Annotated in this window: 12 protein-coding genes; 9 read left to right on the top strand and 3 right to left on the bottom strand. The window is 67.6% G+C overall.

Translation table 11 applies throughout. The features are described 5' to 3' along the window. Positions 1 to 5: 5 nt before the first annotated feature. The 9 genes from FPZ12_RS08015 (at position 6) to FPZ12_RS07975 (ending at position 9,918) form a co-directional block, all read left to right on the top strand. Positions 6 to 818, top strand: coding sequence for a hypothetical protein (locus tag FPZ12_RS08015; protein WP_243769727.1), 813 nt, complete (start codon positions 6 to 8; stop codon positions 816 to 818). A gap of 89 nt (positions 819 to 907) precedes the next feature. After that, entirely contained in the window at positions 908 to 1,195 is a 288-nt protein-coding gene (locus FPZ12_RS08010; protein WP_144757707.1) for a hypothetical protein, read from the top strand. A 223-nt stretch (positions 1,196 to 1,418) separates the two neighbouring features. Further along, a complete protein-coding gene (locus FPZ12_RS08005; protein WP_144757708.1) occupies positions 1,419 to 2,018 on the top strand; it encodes a hypothetical protein in 600 nt (199 codons plus the stop codon). After that, complete coding sequence (locus tag FPZ12_RS08000) at positions 2,015 to 3,328, top strand: hypothetical protein (RefSeq protein ID WP_144757709.1); 1,314 nt, start codon at positions 2,015 to 2,017, stop codon at positions 3,326 to 3,328. The genes FPZ12_RS08005 and FPZ12_RS08000 overlap by 4 nt, the downstream gene beginning before the upstream one ends. Continuing rightward, positions 3,325 to 4,803: an SCO6880 family protein gene (locus FPZ12_RS07995; RefSeq protein WP_144757710.1), complete on the top strand. Its 1,479-nt coding sequence runs from the start codon at positions 3,325 to 3,327 to the stop codon at positions 4,801 to 4,803. Before FPZ12_RS08000 ends, FPZ12_RS07995 begins: the two co-directional genes overlap by 4 nt. Continuing rightward, on the top strand, positions 4,800 to 6,335 hold the full coding sequence (locus FPZ12_RS07990) for an ATP-binding protein (protein ID WP_243769726.1): 1,536 nt from the start codon (positions 4,800 to 4,802) through the stop codon (positions 6,333 to 6,335). The genes FPZ12_RS07995 and FPZ12_RS07990 overlap by 4 nt, the downstream gene beginning before the upstream one ends. Then, a complete protein-coding gene (locus tag FPZ12_RS07985) occupies positions 6,335 to 7,468 on the top strand; it encodes a C40 family peptidase (protein WP_208025790.1) in 1,134 nt (377 codons plus the stop codon). Before FPZ12_RS07990 ends, FPZ12_RS07985 begins: the two co-directional genes overlap by 1 nt. A 22-nt stretch (positions 7,469 to 7,490) precedes the next feature. Further along, a complete protein-coding gene (locus FPZ12_RS07980) occupies positions 7,491 to 9,347 on the top strand; it encodes a type IV secretory system conjugative DNA transfer family protein (protein ID WP_144757711.1) in 1,857 nt (618 codons plus the stop codon). Next, on the top strand, positions 9,340 to 9,918 hold the full coding sequence (locus FPZ12_RS07975; protein WP_144757712.1) for a hypothetical protein: 579 nt from the start codon (positions 9,340 to 9,342) through the stop codon (positions 9,916 to 9,918). Before FPZ12_RS07980 ends, FPZ12_RS07975 begins: the two co-directional genes overlap by 8 nt. Here FPZ12_RS07975 and FPZ12_RS07970 read toward each other — a convergent pair. From FPZ12_RS07970 to mobF, 3 genes are all read right to left on the bottom strand, one after another. After that, a complete protein-coding gene (locus FPZ12_RS07970; RefSeq protein WP_144757713.1) occupies positions 9,905 to 10,411 on the bottom strand; it encodes a hypothetical protein in 507 nt (168 codons plus the stop codon). The two genes, FPZ12_RS07975 and FPZ12_RS07970, sit on opposite strands and share 14 nt — an antisense overlap. A 1-nt stretch (position 10,412) precedes the next feature. Next, the gene (locus tag FPZ12_RS07965) at positions 10,413 to 11,486 is read right to left on the bottom strand and encodes a NucA/NucB deoxyribonuclease domain-containing protein (RefSeq protein ID WP_166462634.1); all 1,074 of its coding nucleotides are present in this window, start codon (positions 11,484 to 11,486) and stop codon (positions 10,413 to 10,415) included. Between the two features lie 426 nt (positions 11,487 to 11,912). Next, positions 11,913 to 16,979, bottom strand: coding sequence for a MobF family relaxase (mobF, locus tag FPZ12_RS07960; protein WP_243769741.1), 5,067 nt, complete (start codon positions 16,977 to 16,979; stop codon positions 11,913 to 11,915). Positions 16,980 to 17,077 lie beyond the last annotated feature (98 nt).

The following is a 17,077-nucleotide window of genomic DNA, read 5'->3' as shown; positions in this document are numbered from 1 at the left end:
ACGCGATGGCGCAGTACTACGAAGGGCTGGTGTCCGAGGCGCCGTTCGACTGGAGTGAGTTCGGCCGTGTGATACCCGTTCTGGCGGCGTCCCCGGGTGCCGGTGCGAGCGTGGTTGCCGCGGCGCTGGCTGATGCGCTGGCGGTCGGTGCCCGTTCAGGCCTTTTGGTGGATACGGCGGATCGGTCGCGTTCGGGTTTGAATCGGGCGACGCGGGACGACGGTCCGCTCGTCGCGGGGCCGCATCCCACGGTGGCTATCCGATTCTCGGCACGTCGGGGGAGCGTGGTGTCTCGGGTCGAGTCGAGTTCGCCGGTGCTGGTTCCGGGGATGGTGCCGCCGCCGGAGTTCTGGCGTCCGGCGAACTGGCGCGTTGATGCGACCGTGGTCGACATCGGGCATGACGTGTGGCGTGTGGCGGCCCATCCTCTGATCGGTGCGGGGGCGTGGTTGCGGACCGGGAGTCCGTCTCCGCGGCCGGTGCTGGTCGTGCGCCCGACCTTTCCCGGCGTGGTCCACGGCGAGCAGGTTCTTGCCCGTCTCGAGCCGTGGGTCCGCTCTGGGTTGGTGACACCGCCGACGCAGCTCGTGGTCACGGGTGCCCGGCGGTGGCCGTCGGCGGTCGCCGCTCAGGCCGGGCGACGGATGTCGGTTCTGTTGCCCGGCTCGGTATTCCTGCCCCGGCATCGGCAGCTCGCGCGGACCGGGGTCACTGCAGCGGTGACGCCGGCACCGGTGCGCGCGCCGCTGGCGACAATGTTGCGCCGCTGGGGAATTCCGGTGGACCGCCGGCGCAGCGCATCTACCCGGTCCGGCTGATCACGACCTAAGCCAGCCCTCCCAGTACGACACGCCCTCCCAGGACATCCGCCCGGTGCTTCGCGCCGGGCGGTTCACGGGAGGCCGCGGTGCTCGCGCACGCCCTGGGGATCTGGCTCGCCCAGATCCCGAATCCACATCCTGAACCGCCACCCGGTTCTGAACGCATCCTCGGGGTGCTCGACAACGCGAAGTGGGGCGCCGGAGTTTCGCTGATGCTGGGCTTTTTCGTCGGTCTGATCGTGTGGGTCGGAGGCCGGTGGGTCGATCATCATCGTGCGGGGAAAGTCGGCATCGTCATGATGCTGTGCGCGATCGGTGGCGCGATCCTCTACGGCATCGGCTGGACGCTCATCAGCTCGTTCGCCGGCGGGTGAGCGCATGTTCACATCCTCGGAGATCACCCTTGCGCGGCGCCGTCTGCGTTCCCGGATCGTGATCGCTGCCGTCATCGCCGCCTCCGTCGCAGCGGGCCTCACCGCACTAGTGATCGCGCACCGCGGGACCACGCGCGCGGTCACACCTCCGCCACCGCTTCCCGTGACCGCACCGCGCGTACCCGCGAACGATCAGGCTGAGACGGAACTCGCGACTCGTGCGATGGTGCCGTTGCCCGTGCAGGCAGCCCTGCCCACCCGGCTCGCACCACAGGAGCCTGGGCCCGCGATCACCGTTCCGGGATCGTCCACTGTGGTCGGATCCTGGATTCCGACGGGATTCCCGGACACCCCGGAAGGGGCGCTCGGGCAGCTCAAAGCGCTCAACGAGACAGCGGTCGAAGGCGGTGACCCGTCGACGTACGACCGCGCGTACGCGCGGCTCGCCGAGCCCGGCGCACCCTCGTCCGAGGACAGCGGACTCCACACGCTGCTCACGAATTTTCGGCGCAGTGCCGGACTTTCCGCAGGGAGCGCCGAGGCCGGGCTGAGGGTCGACTACGACGTCACCCACGGGCTGATCAAGGGCTCCGTGGAGGACAACCACTTCGCCGTCGTGTGCACCCTGGGACAGCTGACGTTCGAGTTCCAGACACGCTCCACCACGCTGGGAGTCGGTGACTGCCAGGCCATGCGCTGGACCGGAAGCGGCTGGAAGATCAGCCACGGTGTTCGCGCGGCGTACGCGCCGGCGGCGTGGCCGGGGAGCCTTGACTCCGTCAAGGCGGGTTATCGCGCCCTGACCGTGGACGGCGGCCGATGAACCCCGGGGACTGGCTCAAGCTGTTCGGTCAGCTCGGTGACCTCGCCGGCGAGGAGGTCAAAGCACAGGCGACCGGGGTGTTCGAGGGCATCATGCTGGGGATCTGGGACGCCGGGCTCTGGATCTTGCGCACCGCGTTCCACCTCGCGGACCAGTTCTCGGTCTTCACCGTGTCCACCACCGAGGGACCGGTATCCGTTCTGTGGCCGCTGGTGCTGTGGATCAGCGGGGTGCTGGCACTCGGGCTGTTCTTCTGGAACATGATCGTCACGGTGCTGCGCGGCGGTCGTGGCTTCGCCCGCCTGGTCTCGGGGCCGTTCCAGTACGGTGTCGCGCTCTCGGTGACGGTCGGCATGACGAGCGCCTTCCTCGCCTCGGCCGACGCGCTCACGGACGCGATCCTGGATTACGGACTGCACGCGCACCGTTTCGAGGACGCGCTGAACATGACCGGGCTGACCGACGCGCTCTCCGACAGCGTGAAAGCCGTCGTTCTCGGGCTGGCCAGTATTTTCGGGCTGGTCCCGGCCGGGATCGGCTACGTCATCGAGATGTTGTTCCGCGAAGCGGCGATCTACATCCTCGTCGCTACGGTTCCCGTGACTGCGGCCGGCCTGCTGGCGCGGGTCTCGGCGTCCTGGTTCTGGACGTGCGTGCGCTGGCTCCTCGCCGCGATCGCGATGAAGCCCGTGCTGGCGTTCACGATCGTGCTGGGAGTCGCGATCGAAGGCGGCGCCCAAGGAACCTCGGGTCTGCTTGTGGGCGTCGCGGTGCTCCTGGTGTCGCTGATCGTGCCGTTCGTGTTGTTCAAGCTCTTCGCCTTCGTCGACCCGAACAGCGACGCGGGCGCGACCTTCCGCGACACGTTGCAGAGCGCCGGCGCGGATTCCTACGGCAAGGACAGCCCGTCGGGTAAGGCCGCCAGCGCGGGCTGGAAGACGGCGACCGGCGGCGACGATGCCTTCGACGATGGTCAGGAAACCGCCAACACCGATCGATTCGACACCGCAGGATCGGACGCCTACGACGAGGACGGCGACGACGACTGGGACGACGGCGGGTTCGACGTCGGCGGAGCGGACGACACAGGCGACGAGTCACCAGCGCGACCCGACAACGGGCACGGCGAACAGGAAGACCCGGACCCAGAACCTGGGGACCCCGCGGACGACACCGAGGCTGCGCCGCAGCCCAGCGAAGGCGAGGGGAGCCAGCCGCCGCTACCCGAGGGCGGTGCGCCTCCAGAACCTCCAGAGGAGCCGGGAACCGACGGCACCGAGGGCGGCGAAGGTCCGGAGGTCGTGGAGTGAACGCCAACCGCGTCTATTCAGGACTGTCCCGGCGTGAGCACGCAGGCTGGATCGCCGGCCTGACCCCTGCCCAGGCAATGGCCTGTGTCGCCCTGGCCATTCCGGTGATCTTGGCCCTGGCGGGCAACGACCTGCTTGGCGCGTTGCTGTTGCTGATGGTGTGCGGTCCGGTTGCGGGGTTGGTGACCATCCCGGTGCGGGGCAGGCCCGCGTTTCGGTGGCTGGGGCACGCGCTGCTGTTCCAGGTGGGCTCGGTCTTCGGGTGGTCGCACTGGCAATCGAGGGGCGCGGCGGGACATCCCGTCGATCCGGCCGAGCCCGATCTTCCCGGCGTGCTGGCTCGCCTGCGCTTCCCGGACGGCCCGCCACTGCGTGATGCCGGGCGCGTATGCCTGATCCACGACACCAGTGAGGGACGTTGGGGCGCCACGGCTCGTCTGACCCACAGTGGCGTTGGAATGCTGTCGGCCGCCGAATGCGAGCGCCTCGCCGAGCGGCTGGGAAACCTGTTGCTGGCCATCGGAAACAGGGACGTGATCGACCGGCTGACGCTGCTCGTGCGGACCGTCCCCGACGACGGCGCCGAGTACGCGGAATGGCGCGCCCGCCACGACAGCGCCGACGCGCCCCACCTGGCGCGCGAGGCGACAGCTGAACTCGACCACATCGTCGGGACCGTGTCGGTCCGCCACGAAGTATTCGTGACCTTGTCCGGCACCGAGGACGGGCTGCGCAGGCCCGCGACCGCGGCGGGCGGCGGAGTCCAGGGGCGTGCCGTCGTGCTCTATCGCGTGCTCGACGGGCTCGAGGACAAACTGAAAGCGCTCGGCGCCAAGACCGTGCAGTGGCTCTCCGGCGGGGAACTCGCGGCGGCGATCCATACCGGCTTCAATCCCGCCGCCCCCACCGGCAACGCAGGGGAAACCCGGTGGGCGACCGCGGGCCCGACCCGCACACCCGCGCCGTCGCGTCGCGCGTATCACCACGACGGGTTCTCGACCGTGTCGTATTCGGTGCTGATGCCCGAATCCGGCACCGTGTTCGGATCACTCGGCGGACTACTCGCCGTGCGGACCGTGGGCGAGCGGCGCAGTGTGGCGATCCACTACGAAACCTTGTCTCACCGGCGTGCGCGAAGCGCGGTGCGCGGCAACCGGTTTCGTACTGGTGTGGTGCGCGATTGGAAGTCCTCCAAGGGGTTCAACCACAGCGCGGCCGACTCCCGGGAAGCCAGCGGAGCGCGCGCTCAGGAACGGGCGGTCGCGGCCGGGCATGGCATCGTCCGGTTCGCCGTCGCCACCGCCGTCACGGTGCCCGCGTCGTGGAACGTCGAAGACAGCGCGGCCCGGATGGAAAACGACATCGCCGGGCGATTCCAGCTCCTGCGGATGGAACTGGCCCAGGACTCCAGCTTCGTCGCCGCGGTCCTACCGGTCGGCGTCGGGCTCCCGCGCCTGCGCGGAGGCCGGCCGTGAACCGCGAGATCGCCGACGGCGAACGTTCGGCCGCCGACCTCCTGCACACGTTCGGAATCCCGCGCCCGCCGCGACAGGTCACACCGGCACCAGCGCCGGAACAACCCCGGCGAATCAACCGGCAGGTCGCACCTCGTCGCGGGCACGCGAAAGTCGGACACGGCTGGTGCCCGGTCCCCGCGCCCCTGACCGTGTACCAGGCGAGCACGCACGAGATCGGTGGCTTGTTCCCGCTGTTGGCGGCAAGCCCGATTCCCGCGGTGGGGGCGCGGATCGGCTACGACGCACACTCCGGTGGCGCCTTCTACTGCCATCCCGTCGAGTGGGTCCTGCGCTCGATGTGCACCAATCCGAACATCGTGTGCTTCGGCGAACCCGGCAAAGGCAAGAGCAGCACCATCGTCGCGTTCCTGTTGCGCATGATGGTGTTCGGCGTCCGCAGCCTCATCTCCGGCGACGTCAAAGGCGAATACACTCCGCTGCTGCGCGCGCTGGGCGTCACCCCGATCATGCTCGGACGTGGTAGCCGGGCCCGGCTCAACGCCCTCGACCTCGGGCCGTTGGAGAGCCGGTGGGATTCGTGGACGGTCGACCGTCAGCGAGACGAACTCGACGGCGTCCTGGGCCGCTGGGTCCAGCTCCTCGTCGCGCTCGCCGAGGCACAGGGCTACACCGCCACTGTCACCGACGAAGCCGTCCTCTCCACCGTCCTACGGCAGTTGATCGGCGTCGCGGACGGATATACCCGGCTGCGGCCGATCACGATCCCCGACGTGCAACGCGAACTCGCCGACCCCGACCCCGCACTGTGGACACAGACCCGGTTCGCCGACCGCCGACACTTCCTGGATCATCTGCGCTCCATCACCGACGCGCTGACGAACCTGATCTCCGGACCGCTCGCGGGACTGTTCGACGCACCGACCAATTTCACCCTGGACTGGGACGCGCCCGTGCAGAGCCTGGACCTCTCCCGGCTCCGCACCCGCGGCGACCAGGCCATCGCGGTGGCGTTGACCTGTCTCGGATCCTGGTCCTCGCTGATGACGGATCTGCAGGAGGACGGCGACATCCGGATCGTGGTCCGCGATGAGCTCTGGCGGCAGATGCGCCTGGGGCTGCGGGCGGTACAGGCCGTGGACGGCGAGCTGCGCTTGTCCCGAGCCGAGCGAAAGATCCAGGTCCTGGTCAGTCACAAGCCGTCGGACTTCCTCTCCGTCGGGGCCGTCGGGTCCCAGGAGGTGTCCATCGCGAAAGACCTGCTGTCCCTGTGTTCCACACGAATCCTGTTTGGACAGTCCACGCGTGTCGCGGATCAACTCGCGGACATCCTCGCGCTGTCGGAAAAGGAACAGGAAGCCACGACGGGCTGGGCCAACGAGAGACAAGGCCGCGCGCTGTGGAAAGTGGAGAACCGCACCGGCTACAAGGTCCAGACGGTCAGAAGCACGATCGAGAGAAAACTCTTTGACACCAACGCGCAACTCCGCCCCACCCCGCCGACGGAGCACGATCCCGCGGGCGGTTTCTGATGGATCCCACCGCAGCCAGCACCGGACCGCTCGCCGCCGTGGCAGCGGCGGCCGTCGCGATGATCGCCATACCCATCACGGCAGTCGGGATCGCCGTTGTCGCGGCCACCTCGACCTCGATCGTCGAGCTGAGCGACTGTGCCACCGGTGGCCCCGGAGGCGGGAGCGTGATCGTCGACCAGCAAACCCTCGACGCCGACGCGATGGACATCGCCCGCACGGTCGTCGACGTCGTCCAACAGCGACACCTTCCCCGACGTGCCGCAGTCCTGGCCGTCACGACCGGGCTGGTCGAATCCGGGCTCCGCAACCTCGACCACGGCGACCGGGACTCGCTCGGCGTATTCCAGCAACGCCCCTCCCAAGGCTGGGGCACGCCAGCCCAGATCCTCAACCCCGTCTACGCCACGAACGCGTTCCTCGACCGGCTCCTCACCGTCGATGGCTGGGACCGGTTACCGCCCGGCCAGGCCGAGCAAGCCGTGCAGCGCAGCGGATACCCCGGCCGCTACGCACCACGCGAGACCGCGGCCGCCGACATCGTGAGCAAGTTCTGGACCGGACCCGACAACCCACCCCCGCCCACCAACGGCGGGGACACCGCAACCCTCGCCGCATCGGTCGAGCACGCCACAACAGGATGCGGGGACATGGGCGGCTCCGACATCCCCCGCGACCCGACGCAGAAAACCCCCGGGCTTCCGCCGGACTACACCCTTCCCACCGACCCGCAGCAGGCCGCCGCGGTCTCCTTCGCCCTGGCACAACAAGGAAAGCCGTACGTGTGGGGCGCCAAAGGCCCCGACAGCTACGACTGCTCCGGACTGGTGCTCGCCGCCTGGGCCGCAGCCGGCGTCGGCATCCCCGCAGGAACGCTGGCACAGGTTCACGCGGGAAACGCGGTGCCCGACCTGAACCAGCTGCAGCCAGGCGACCTGCTGTTCATCCCCGGTTCCCTTGGCACACCACAAAACCCCCGACACGTCGGCCTGTACCTCGGTCATGACCTGATCATCGACGCCTCCGACAGCTCCACCGGCGTCATCCTCGAACCGTTGACCGCGTGGGCGAACGACATCGTCGCGATCCGCAGAGTCGGCGCCTCCCAAGGATCCGGAGACCCGCGTGCTTGATCATGGGAGGGAATAGGCCGTCATGCCGCGCCAACGTACCGACCGCCTGGGACTGGATCGCGATGTGGCGCTCATGGCGCTGTTGTGCGCCAGCCTGCTGACGCTCTTCCTCGTCGCAGTAGCACTTGTCGCCGCTGCGGTGATCGCGACGGGAACACACGGCGGCGCCTGGGCCTGGCCGCCGTTCGAACACTGGCTGCCCGCCGCGGCAGCGATCGTCCGCCATGCGGACGACCCCGCGGCGGGCCTGCCCGAACCATGGCGAACAGGGCTGTCCGGTGATACCGAGGCCTTCTGGCTGGTGTTTGGGCTCCAGTTTTTCGGCGCCGCAGGCGTTATCTCGGCCGTTGCGGTTCCAGCGTGGCGGAGGCTTCGACCCGCCGAGCCAGGACACGCCTCAGGTCGGGACCTGCGCCGAACCTTGACGCCCGCCGCGGCACGGAAAACAGCCCGGTGGACACGAGGTGATCTCCCACCCGCACAGCGGCGGCGCGCTCCGCTCAGCGACATCGCGGCGCCCCTGCATCGAGGCCCCAACCGGCAACGCCTGGTCACCTCGCTGGAGACACCGACCGGCACCATCGCCCCGACCCGCTCGGGAAAGTCCCGAACCGACCTCGTGCACAAGGTCCTGGCCGCGCCCGGCGCGCTCCTGGCCTCAACCACCAAAGACGACCTGGCCGAATGGGGACTGCTCGCGCGCACACGCCGCGCCGACGCCGGACCGGTCTGGTTGATCGACGCGACCGGCACCGTCGAGTGGCCCGCCAAAGCCCGTTGGTCCCCGGTCACCGGCTGCCACGACCCCGCCGTCGCGCTGCGCCGGGCCGAAACCCTGATCGAAGCCTCCGCGCTCGGACTCGAGGACATCGGCGGCAACGACAAAGTCTTCCGCGGGCGCGCCGCGATCGTCCTGCAGGCCTACCTGCTGGCCGCGGCCATGCACCAGCGGAAGGTCACGGACCTGGTGGCGTGGGCGGTCACCAAACCGCCGGACCAGGAGCCCGTGGAACTGTTGCGTCCCAGCCACCCGGAGCTCGCGCACAACCTGCGCTCCGAGATCGGGATGGTGGCCGAAACCAGCGACGCGGTCTGGATGTCCGTCCGCCGCGCGATCGAACCGTTCATGAACCCGGCCATCCGGCACTTCGCGACGCCTGATCCCGGCGACGAGCTCGACATTGACGACTTCCTTACACACCAGGGATCCCTGTTCGTCATCGCGGGCGAACACCAAGCACCCCAAGCACGCCCGGTGCTGACGGCGCTGGCCGAGCAAATCCTGACCACCGCGCAAGACACGGCGCTGAAGCAACCACGGCGCCGCATGGAACCGCCGATCACCGCGATTCTTGACGAGCTCTACGCGGCAACACCCGTTCCACGGCTACCAGCACTGATCGCCGACTCCGCGGGACGAGGCGTTCTCATCCACTGGTCCGCCCAGTCGCGATCCCAGCTCGACGAACTCTACGGAGAACCGGGCCGCCTGCAGCTGATCGACAACACCCTCACCCTGACCGTCTTCCCAGGGCTGAAGGACGACAAGACCCTGGAATGGCTCTCGACCCTGTGCGGCCAGCACCGCCGCCGCACCTACCAACACCACAGCGACGGAATACTCGGCCCTGGCCGATCCGCCGTGGGAACCGAAACCGTGCCCACCTACCGTCCCGGCGACATCCGAACCCTCGACCGCGGCCGCGTCCTCATCCTCCATGGCAACCTGCTGCCCATCCTCGGCCGCACGGTCGACGTCGAAAAACGCGACGACTGGCACCAGTTACGAGCCGATGTCGCGGCCATCCGGCGTGGCGATGTTGCCATCACGCCCGACGGCTTCTCCCAGGTGCGACGCCAGGGTGGTCGGGATGACTGATGAGGAGATCATGCCTCCGGCAGAAGATCGACGTCGCCGCTCGCGAGCCGAGTTGGATGCGATGGTCGAAGACCTGTGGGATCGGACTCAGGTTCAGCAGGCACAGATCGATAGGTTGCGTCGACAGATCGCTGCTCTGGAAGACGAGCAGGAGGACAACCCGCGTTGGGCGCGATGGCTGCCGTACTCCGCACCTCCGGCGGCCGAGGACAACGGGCGTCACGGTGAAACACCTCTTGTCACGATCGCGTGCTTCGTTCAGTACTACAACGAAACCTACGTCGGCCAACCGGGCAGCCGCGCCGTCGCGATTCCGGACTGCTGGCTCGAACATCCAGGCCTGGTCGCCGAACTCGCCACACTCACCTACACCTGGCGCGCAGCGCATGTCGGAAAGGGCGCGTCGGTGCGCGATGCCCAGTATTGGCACGATCGCTGGCGTCCCGCTTTCGCCGAGCGGCTCGTCACGGAGTGGGTGCACGCACATTGTCTTGCTGATGGGCACAAAGCGGTTGGCGCGCTGGGGAGGCGGTCTCGTTTCGAGCCGGCTCCCGAGGTCACTGATAGTTGATCGCGTAGGTGTCCGGCCCGCGGAGCACGACCGGATCGGACAGGTCATCAGCGGGCCAGATCTGGAGAAAGTGTTCCTCCAGAGGCTTCGTGACGTTTCCTGCCTGACGAGCCTCCCAGCGATGGGCGACGCTGATCCGTGCGCGGTACTCGCCCGCGCCAGTCTTCAGGGTGTGGAACGGTGCGGGTGCGGCGATTTCGATGATCTGCAGGTGTTTCCCGTCGACGCTGATGCTCCGCTCGCCGACCATTTCCCAGCGCTCGTCGAGCTGGTCGGCCGGCTTCTCCCGCAACAACTGGACACGGAGGTTGACGGGACCCTGTGCAGTGCCGCACAGCACGCCGAACCAATTCTCCTCGCCGGTAGTGAGGGCGTCGGCTGGATAGGGCCAGGGATCTTCGCGGTCGCCGTTGGCTTCGACGTGGTACTGGCGGTTCGAAACCCGAACTTCCAGCACCACGTCGTCGCCGTATTCGATGGTGGTAGCGGTCATGTCACCATGATTGCGATCCATCGCTGCGGACGGCAAGTACGTAATACGGGTCGCCGTCGACAACGCGGTCGAATCGGGTGAACTGGCTCATCACGCCCCCTTGAGAGTCATTCGCCGAATCCGGCACGGTGACTGCCGACCAGTCGCCCGGCGCCGATCGGGACGCGCCCTGATATGTGGTCGCCATGGGGTATTCGTCGCACGACGGCGCCACACCCGCGCACGCCGCGGCGCGGTTGGCGTCGATCACCGTCTGGTCGGTCGTGCGAGTGAGCGCACTGCCGGCGTAATTCGGGTTACCCCAGTGACTCGGCAGGGTGGCCTGTGCGGTGTAGACGTGGTCGGCCACCGGGCCGATCTGGGCATTGGACGTGGCGTCGAACGCGACCGCGATGGGGGCGTACTGGTCGACGCAGTCCAGGCCGGGGTTCACGCTGTCGCAGCGACCGTAAAGCGTGTTGTTGGCCGCGTCGTTGATTTCCACTGGGTTCGCCAGTCCCTCGTCGAGGTCGAGAATGACGCCAAGATAGCCATTCAGGGTATCCACGGTGTTAGCCGTTGTGACGGCGGGCCCGTTGTCGTATTGGTCCCATTCGGCGGTGTGCGTCGTGTTCGAAGCGAGTGTGATCGGTTGTCCCTCGCTGCCAGTGCTGGTCTCGCACACGGTCGGTGTCCGCCCGCAGGCGGTGCTCATCGAGCCGCCTGTGCCTCCGAGGAGTGTGCCTTGGCCCTCGCCGACCGTGATACTCACGGACAGCGTCCAGTTCGCCGTGTCGTCGGTACCGAATTGGGCCGATGCGTCGATGGTGAGTGGCAGTGTGCCGACCGGCTCCGTGACCCCGTCAACCGTCTCGGTTTCGGTGATCACCCAGCCTTCCTGGCTGCAGGACGTGAAGCGATCCGGATCGTAGTATCCCTGTGCGCACAAGGGTGAAACGTCCAATGTGCGTGGCCCGTTTGTGGTTGCGAGTGCGTTCGCGCGAGCCGTTGTCGCCGCACGCGCGTTCTGCACGGTCTTGGTTCCTGTCGACTTGATCGTGGTGCAGCGCTGATGAGCTTTGCCGTCGACGGTCACTGTCGAGCAACGCTGACCAACGGCTGCGGGAATTGCGGGTGCGGCCGTAGCTGTCATGGCGAAGCCCGATGACGCAAGTACGGTCAGGACACCCACGACAAGACATCTTCGCCCAAATCTTCGCATGTTCGGAAAACCCCACTTTCCACTGCGTTCCTTCAGGTCGGGAATGAGTGCAGCGCAAAACAGGCACCGTGCGAACAAGTCTGTTTGCCCCAGTTTCATCCCCAGAAGTGCGCTAGCGCACGAAGAAGAATTAAAGACCTGCCGGGCATTAGGTCTACACCACCGTTCGAGTGACGCCAGCTGCGGTGCGCCCAAGCTCTGAGTAATTCAGACTTAGCAGACTTGCGGGAAATTTGGGATGGTTGCCGTTCTGTCGCAGCCAGCATCTTTGACTCGCGTCGAAACCACGGCACCGTGTGCTCAGTAGCCGAATCCTGAAGCTTCGTTGTTGGCGCGTCGCAAGTCTTCTTGTTCGCGCTCAGCGCCGTCGTCGTCCTCACGCAGTTGCTTGGCCTCAGTGTCGACGCCCTGCTGGAACTCGTCGACCAGCGCGTCACGAGTGTCACGTCGCGACTCGCCAGTCGCCATGGCGTCGGATTCGGCGGCTTCGCGGTCGGGCGTTGTCATCAGGTTCCTCCATTCGTCGGTCAGGTTGTTCCACGCCTTCGCTTTCAGTCCGTTTGCTGCTGGGCGGGTGCCGAGTGGAGCGGTGTCGCTGTTCGTTGTCACCCCGAAGGTTTCGCGGTACGCGGCGGCTAGCCGGACGAGCTCGTCCCAACGTGCGGCGTCGGCGGGATCCGTCGGTCGTTCTCCGAGCACGGAAAGCCATCGTGGTTGCTGGCGAACGGTTTCGTGAGCCAGCTGGTCGGCGCGGGCGGCGATCTCGGCGTTGAGCGCGTCGAGGCGTTCGAGGCTGCCGCGGTAGTCGCCGGGGCGGGCGAAGTCAGGTACGGCTTGCCAGGGCAGGACTGGTTGGAGGCCCGCGCCATTTCGGTGCTGGCGGTTCAGTTCGGCGACGAGTGCTTCGCCGACGCGGCGTTGATCGCCGTCGTCGGCGCCGCCGGTCTCATGGGCGACGTTGCGCACTGCGGTTGCCAGCGCCGTGTCCACGTCGAGGCCGACTGTTGATCCACCGGCGGCGTGTCGCCAGACGATGTTCCACTGATCGTCGCCGACGGATGAGTCTGGGAGGTGTTGGCTGACGATCGTGCGCCAGCGAACGACGTCGGCTTCGGGAGGTTCGGCGATCCGGGCTGGGGGACGGCGGTGGTTCGTGTAGTTGGTGATCTGGTTCGCGAGGACGGCGGCCGGGTCGTTTGCCCAGCTGAAGCCGGTGTCGTCGGCGAGTTTGCGGACCAGGCGCGCGGCTTGCCAGCCGTCATCCTGTGCCCGGCTCAGTGCGGCGAGGGCGGCTGGTTCGGCGCCGGCGTTGATCGCCCCGGGGACGTAGCGGGCGAGGACGTCGAGGAAGCGGTCTTCATCCCCGTCGCGGGCGAGGTGGTCGTAGCGGGTGACCAGGACGTTCAGGGGTTCCAGGACGTGTCGCTCGTCGATCGGTTCGAACTCGTCGAAGGACTCGTCAAGGTCGTGGTCTTCGGGCTCGGGCGGACCGGCTTCTGTTGTTGCTGGGGTCCACCCGTATTGCTGCCAGCGCTCGGTGAGGATGCGCCACGCGTGTGCCCGGGCGCCGTGGCTTTCGGGTTCCTCGCCGAGTGGGGCGGTGGGATCGTCGCTGGTGATGTTGAAGGTCTCGCGGTAGCCGGCGACCAGCCCGACGAGGTCGTCCCATTCCGCGGCGATGATGGGGCTGTCGGGGCGGGCGCCGAGAGAGGTGATCCATCCGGGTGTCTCGCGGACTGCCGCGGCGCGGAGCTCGTCTACTCGGTGATCGATTGCGGTGTTCGTGTCGTGCAGGAACTGGCCGTGGCCCGGGTAGTAGCGAACGGTGGTGAAGTCGGGCCGGGCCAGCCACGGCACCGCCGGCCGATGAGCTTCGCCGAGTTCGCTCCGCCGGTCGAGCTCGGCCTGCAGTGCCAGGTCGGCGAACCGGTCGTCGGTCATCGGGTCGGGCCCTCGAACACGTGCGTCGAGCTGGTGCGCGACCACGGTTAATGCGGCGTCGACGTTGTAGCCCGCGGCGAGTGCTCCGGCCGCGCGCCGCCACACCCGGTCCCACCCAGGGTCTTCGACGGCGGCGTGCGGGGCGATCGTGTCGAAGATGCCGCGCCACCGCGCGATGTCGTGGGGCGTCGCGGACGTTTTCCGGGGCGGGGGATCGTGTCGTTCGAGGTGCTTCGCGATCCGGGATTGCAGCGCCGCCGCGGGATCCTTCATTCCATCGACACCGCTGCGGCCAAGGGCAGTGGTGATGAGGTGCTCTGCTTCCCAACCGAGGTCGTGCCCGTTGCGCAAGGTCTGCAGCAGCGCGGCCTCACCGTCGCAGTCGAGTGTGCTGGGAGCGTTGCGCTCGAGGATGGCGAGGTAACGCTCCTCGTCGCGGTAGGTCGCCGTGTAGTTGTACTGCTTGACCAGTGTGCCGAGCGATTCGCTTTCGGCGAGGGCGTCGCGCAGGGTTTCGGTCGCCGAGACCTCCGCGCCCGAGTGGTTGAGAACGCCGGTGAGGACGGCCTCCGGGGTGGACGGTTCGGGTGTCTCCTGATGCTGGTCGATCACGTGGTGGTGCGTGATCACGTACATGAAGTTCTGGCGCATCGCGCGGGTCACGCCGGGGTAGAGCTGTTCCCGGGTCATGGTCGGCGGCACGAGCAGATGCGCGGTCCCGGTCGAGGTCATGCCCTGCACCCGGTTGACGGTGGCGGCGTAGGCGAGTTCGACGTGTGCCCGTACGTAACCAGCTGGCAGCGTCACGGTGCCCTTGTGGCGGCGATGTTCGACCGTGAGTTTTCCGTTGCCGTGTACTGATTTCACGGTCCACACGTCGCCGTTCTTGACGAAATCCCGGCCGCCGAACAGCGACAGGAGGCGCTGGTTGCGGCGGGTGACCACCCAATCGCCGACGCTGGCGGTGGTCGCGTCGTGGAGCTCGACCTGCCTGCCGCGTTCGAGCTGGCCGCGGCTGATGCGCAGCCGACGGGCTTCGACGTTCAGGGCGACGGTGTCTTCGTTCGTCGGCACGATGAGCAGCGACTGCACCCCGGCATCGAGATCGGACCGCCAGCAGGCGTGAGCCCTGTCGCGCATCGTTTCCAACGAGCCGTCGGAAACGCGGTCATTGTCGACGTAGTACTTCAGTCCGGTCTTGTCGCCGACTCGGATCTTCAGCGACGCCGCGGCCTGTGCGGCGCGATCAGGGCCGTGGAATCGCACGATTTCCCGGAACCGCACTGCGCCGACATCGTGGGCGATAAGCCGAATCGCGCCACCTGCCTCAACGGCGGCCAGCTGCGCGTCGTCCCCGATCAGCCGCACCTCGGCGCCTTTGTTGATGGCGTAGCGCACAACGGCGTGGAGCGTGTGGGTTCCGGCCATCGCCGCTTCGTCGATGATGATCAGATCACCCGCCTCGACCGGGAACGCGCGGTCGGCGAAACCCAGGCGCAACGTCGTGGTCAACTGATGCAGCGTGTGCGGCCTCGCGCCGATCGCCAACCCCAGTTCCTGGGCCGCGCGAGCCGACGGACCGAACGCATACACGCGGTGGCCCGTGCGGCGCCACGCAGTCGCGAGGACCTTCATCGCACTCGTCTTGCCCGCACCGGCCGGGGCCAACGCGAGCTGCAGGCGACGGCCGGACTGGGCGAACTCGCGAACCATGCGCTCCTGTCCCGCGTTGAGCTTCCGACCCTCGAGTGCCGTGTCCACGGTGCTCGTGCGGAGCCGGTGCCCGCCGCGCCGTCGCGCCAACGCGACGAGATCACCTTCATGCGCAAGCGTTTCCGTCGTGGTGTAGCGGGTCGACCGTCGTTCGACGAAGACCGACTCCCCGTCTCGGCGCCGCAACGACCGCCGTGCCTCGACGATGGCCGGCCCGGTCAGCGCGAGCGTGCTGGGATCGCTGAGAACAGCGCTCACGATGTCGTCGATCAACTGCTCACGTTTGTCCACGGGGACGGAAAGGCCGGCTGACTGACGATGTGCTTCTGCCGCAAGGTTCCACCATGAGAAGTGCGCGTAGTTCTCCGAGACCGTGGTGCGCGTGTCCCGGGCCAGAGAGGCAATATCGACCTCGTCGTACGGCTGTCTCCCGGCAAACAAGCGGCGGCTCATCGCGGCGAGCGCCTCCGGTGCAACAAGTTGCGCGGCGGCGTCGCGCCAGGCGTGTACGTGTTCCTGCAGTGTCTTCGGAGGCTGCTTGCCTGGACGACTGTCGTACTGCGCGAGCCGGTCGATGGCGAAGATGTCCTTCGGCGTGGGCTCTTTCTGGTTTTCCTTGCGAAATGCCACGATCCTGGCCGCGCGTGCGGCTTCGAACTGTCGATGACGCTTCGAGAAGAGCCGGACAAGCCCGACATCGACACCCGCCAGCTGCCAGATCGGCCGTGTCAGATCGACGCCCTGGGCGCCGCGCTGCACCCAGGAAGCGCCGTGCTGGCGGAACAAATCGCGCAGCCGGTTGTCGAAGTACTCGCTGGCCGTGACCGTGGCCGCCATGATGGTGCGGCCGTCGAGCGCGGTCCACTGGCCGTCATCGCTGCGCTGCGCTTTGGACGAAACCAGCGCGTGGATGTGCAGATGCGGGTCCGACGCCCGCGAATCCCAGTGCTCGAACAGCGCGGCGGTGATCCCGTTGATGTCGACCTGCGCTTCACCCATGTTCCCTCGCCGGGTGAAGGCCGCGTTGCGCTCCAGGTACCCGAGCGCGTCACGCGCCGCCTGCCGAACCAGACCCGCGATCAGCTCGCGCTCGTCCGGCTTCGCGAACGCCCACGCGATCGACACGGACTTGTCCGGTGCGAACACCATCTCGAACCCGGACACCGCCGACTTGAGGCTGCTTTTCTGGGAAGCCAACCAGTTCTGCAACTCCGCGTTGTCGCCGGGCGGCTTGCCTTTGTGCGCGTCGGTGAAGGCCCGGACCTGCACTGCCCGCCGTAACTGCGCGCGCACGGTGGCGGATATCGGTGCGCCGACCGGGCGCCCACGTTCGCGGTTGTAGTCCTTGTAGGCTTGGGAAACCGTGCTGCGCATATGATCCAGCGCCGAATACCGCGGGAACCGCCGACCGAGCTTGGTCGCGTTCAGCGCCTCGAGCGCGGTCGCGCCGTCGGCGATCATTTCCGCTTCGATGGCGTCCGCGTTCGGATGCCGGCCTTCGCCGTACAAGGCATTCATTTGTGCAGGAGTGACTGCGCCGGAGAGCCCCAAGGCTTCCGCTCCGGCGCCGAACCATTGGCCTGCCGGGTAACCACGGGAGAGGTAGTAGTCACTCAACAGCTCGCCGGGTTCGAGCCGCCGGTCGCGATCCCCGCACGCGACCGTGTTGGTGAGGTACTCGTGACCACCAGGGCTCAGCTTGCGCAAGCCCATCACGTCCACACCAGACTACGCCGAAGATCAGGCACTGCCCACCTGGTTCAGAAGGTCTGCAAGACGTGCTGTGTGCGGGGTGGGCCGGTAGGCAGGGG

It is taken from the genome of Amycolatopsis acidicola (assembly GCF_007713735.2).
Lineage (GTDB): Bacteria > Actinomycetota > Actinomycetes > Mycobacteriales > Pseudonocardiaceae > Amycolatopsis_E > Amycolatopsis_E acidicola.
Note: the sequence above shows the minus strand (reverse complement) of the source record. Positions and strands in the feature narration are given on the sequence as shown.

What these genes read in the sequence shown, in the direction of transcription:
- FPZ12_RS07970 (WP_144757713.1), bottom strand. Translation starts at nt 10,411, where the DNA reads ATGACCGCTACCACCATCGAATACGGCGACGACGTGGTGCTGGAAGTT.
- mobF (WP_243769741.1), bottom strand. Translation starts at nt 16,979, where the DNA reads ATGGGCTTGCGCAAGCTGAGCCCTGGTGGTCACGAGTACCTCACCAAC.
- FPZ12_RS08015 (WP_243769727.1), top strand. Translation starts at nt 6, where the DNA reads ATGGCGCAGTACTACGAAGGGCTGGTGTCCGAGGCGCCGTTCGACTGG.
- FPZ12_RS07980 (WP_144757711.1), top strand. Translation starts at nt 7,491, where the DNA reads ATGCCGCGCCAACGTACCGACCGCCTGGGACTGGATCGCGATGTGGCG.
- FPZ12_RS08000 (WP_144757709.1), top strand. Translation starts at nt 2,015, where the DNA reads ATGAACCCCGGGGACTGGCTCAAGCTGTTCGGTCAGCTCGGTGACCTC.
- FPZ12_RS07985 (WP_208025790.1), top strand. Translation starts at nt 6,335, where the DNA reads ATGGATCCCACCGCAGCCAGCACCGGACCGCTCGCCGCCGTGGCAGCG.
- FPZ12_RS08005 (WP_144757708.1), top strand. Translation starts at nt 1,419, where the DNA reads ATGGTGCCGTTGCCCGTGCAGGCAGCCCTGCCCACCCGGCTCGCACCA.
- FPZ12_RS07975 (WP_144757712.1), top strand. Translation starts at nt 9,340, where the DNA reads ATGACTGATGAGGAGATCATGCCTCCGGCAGAAGATCGACGTCGCCGC.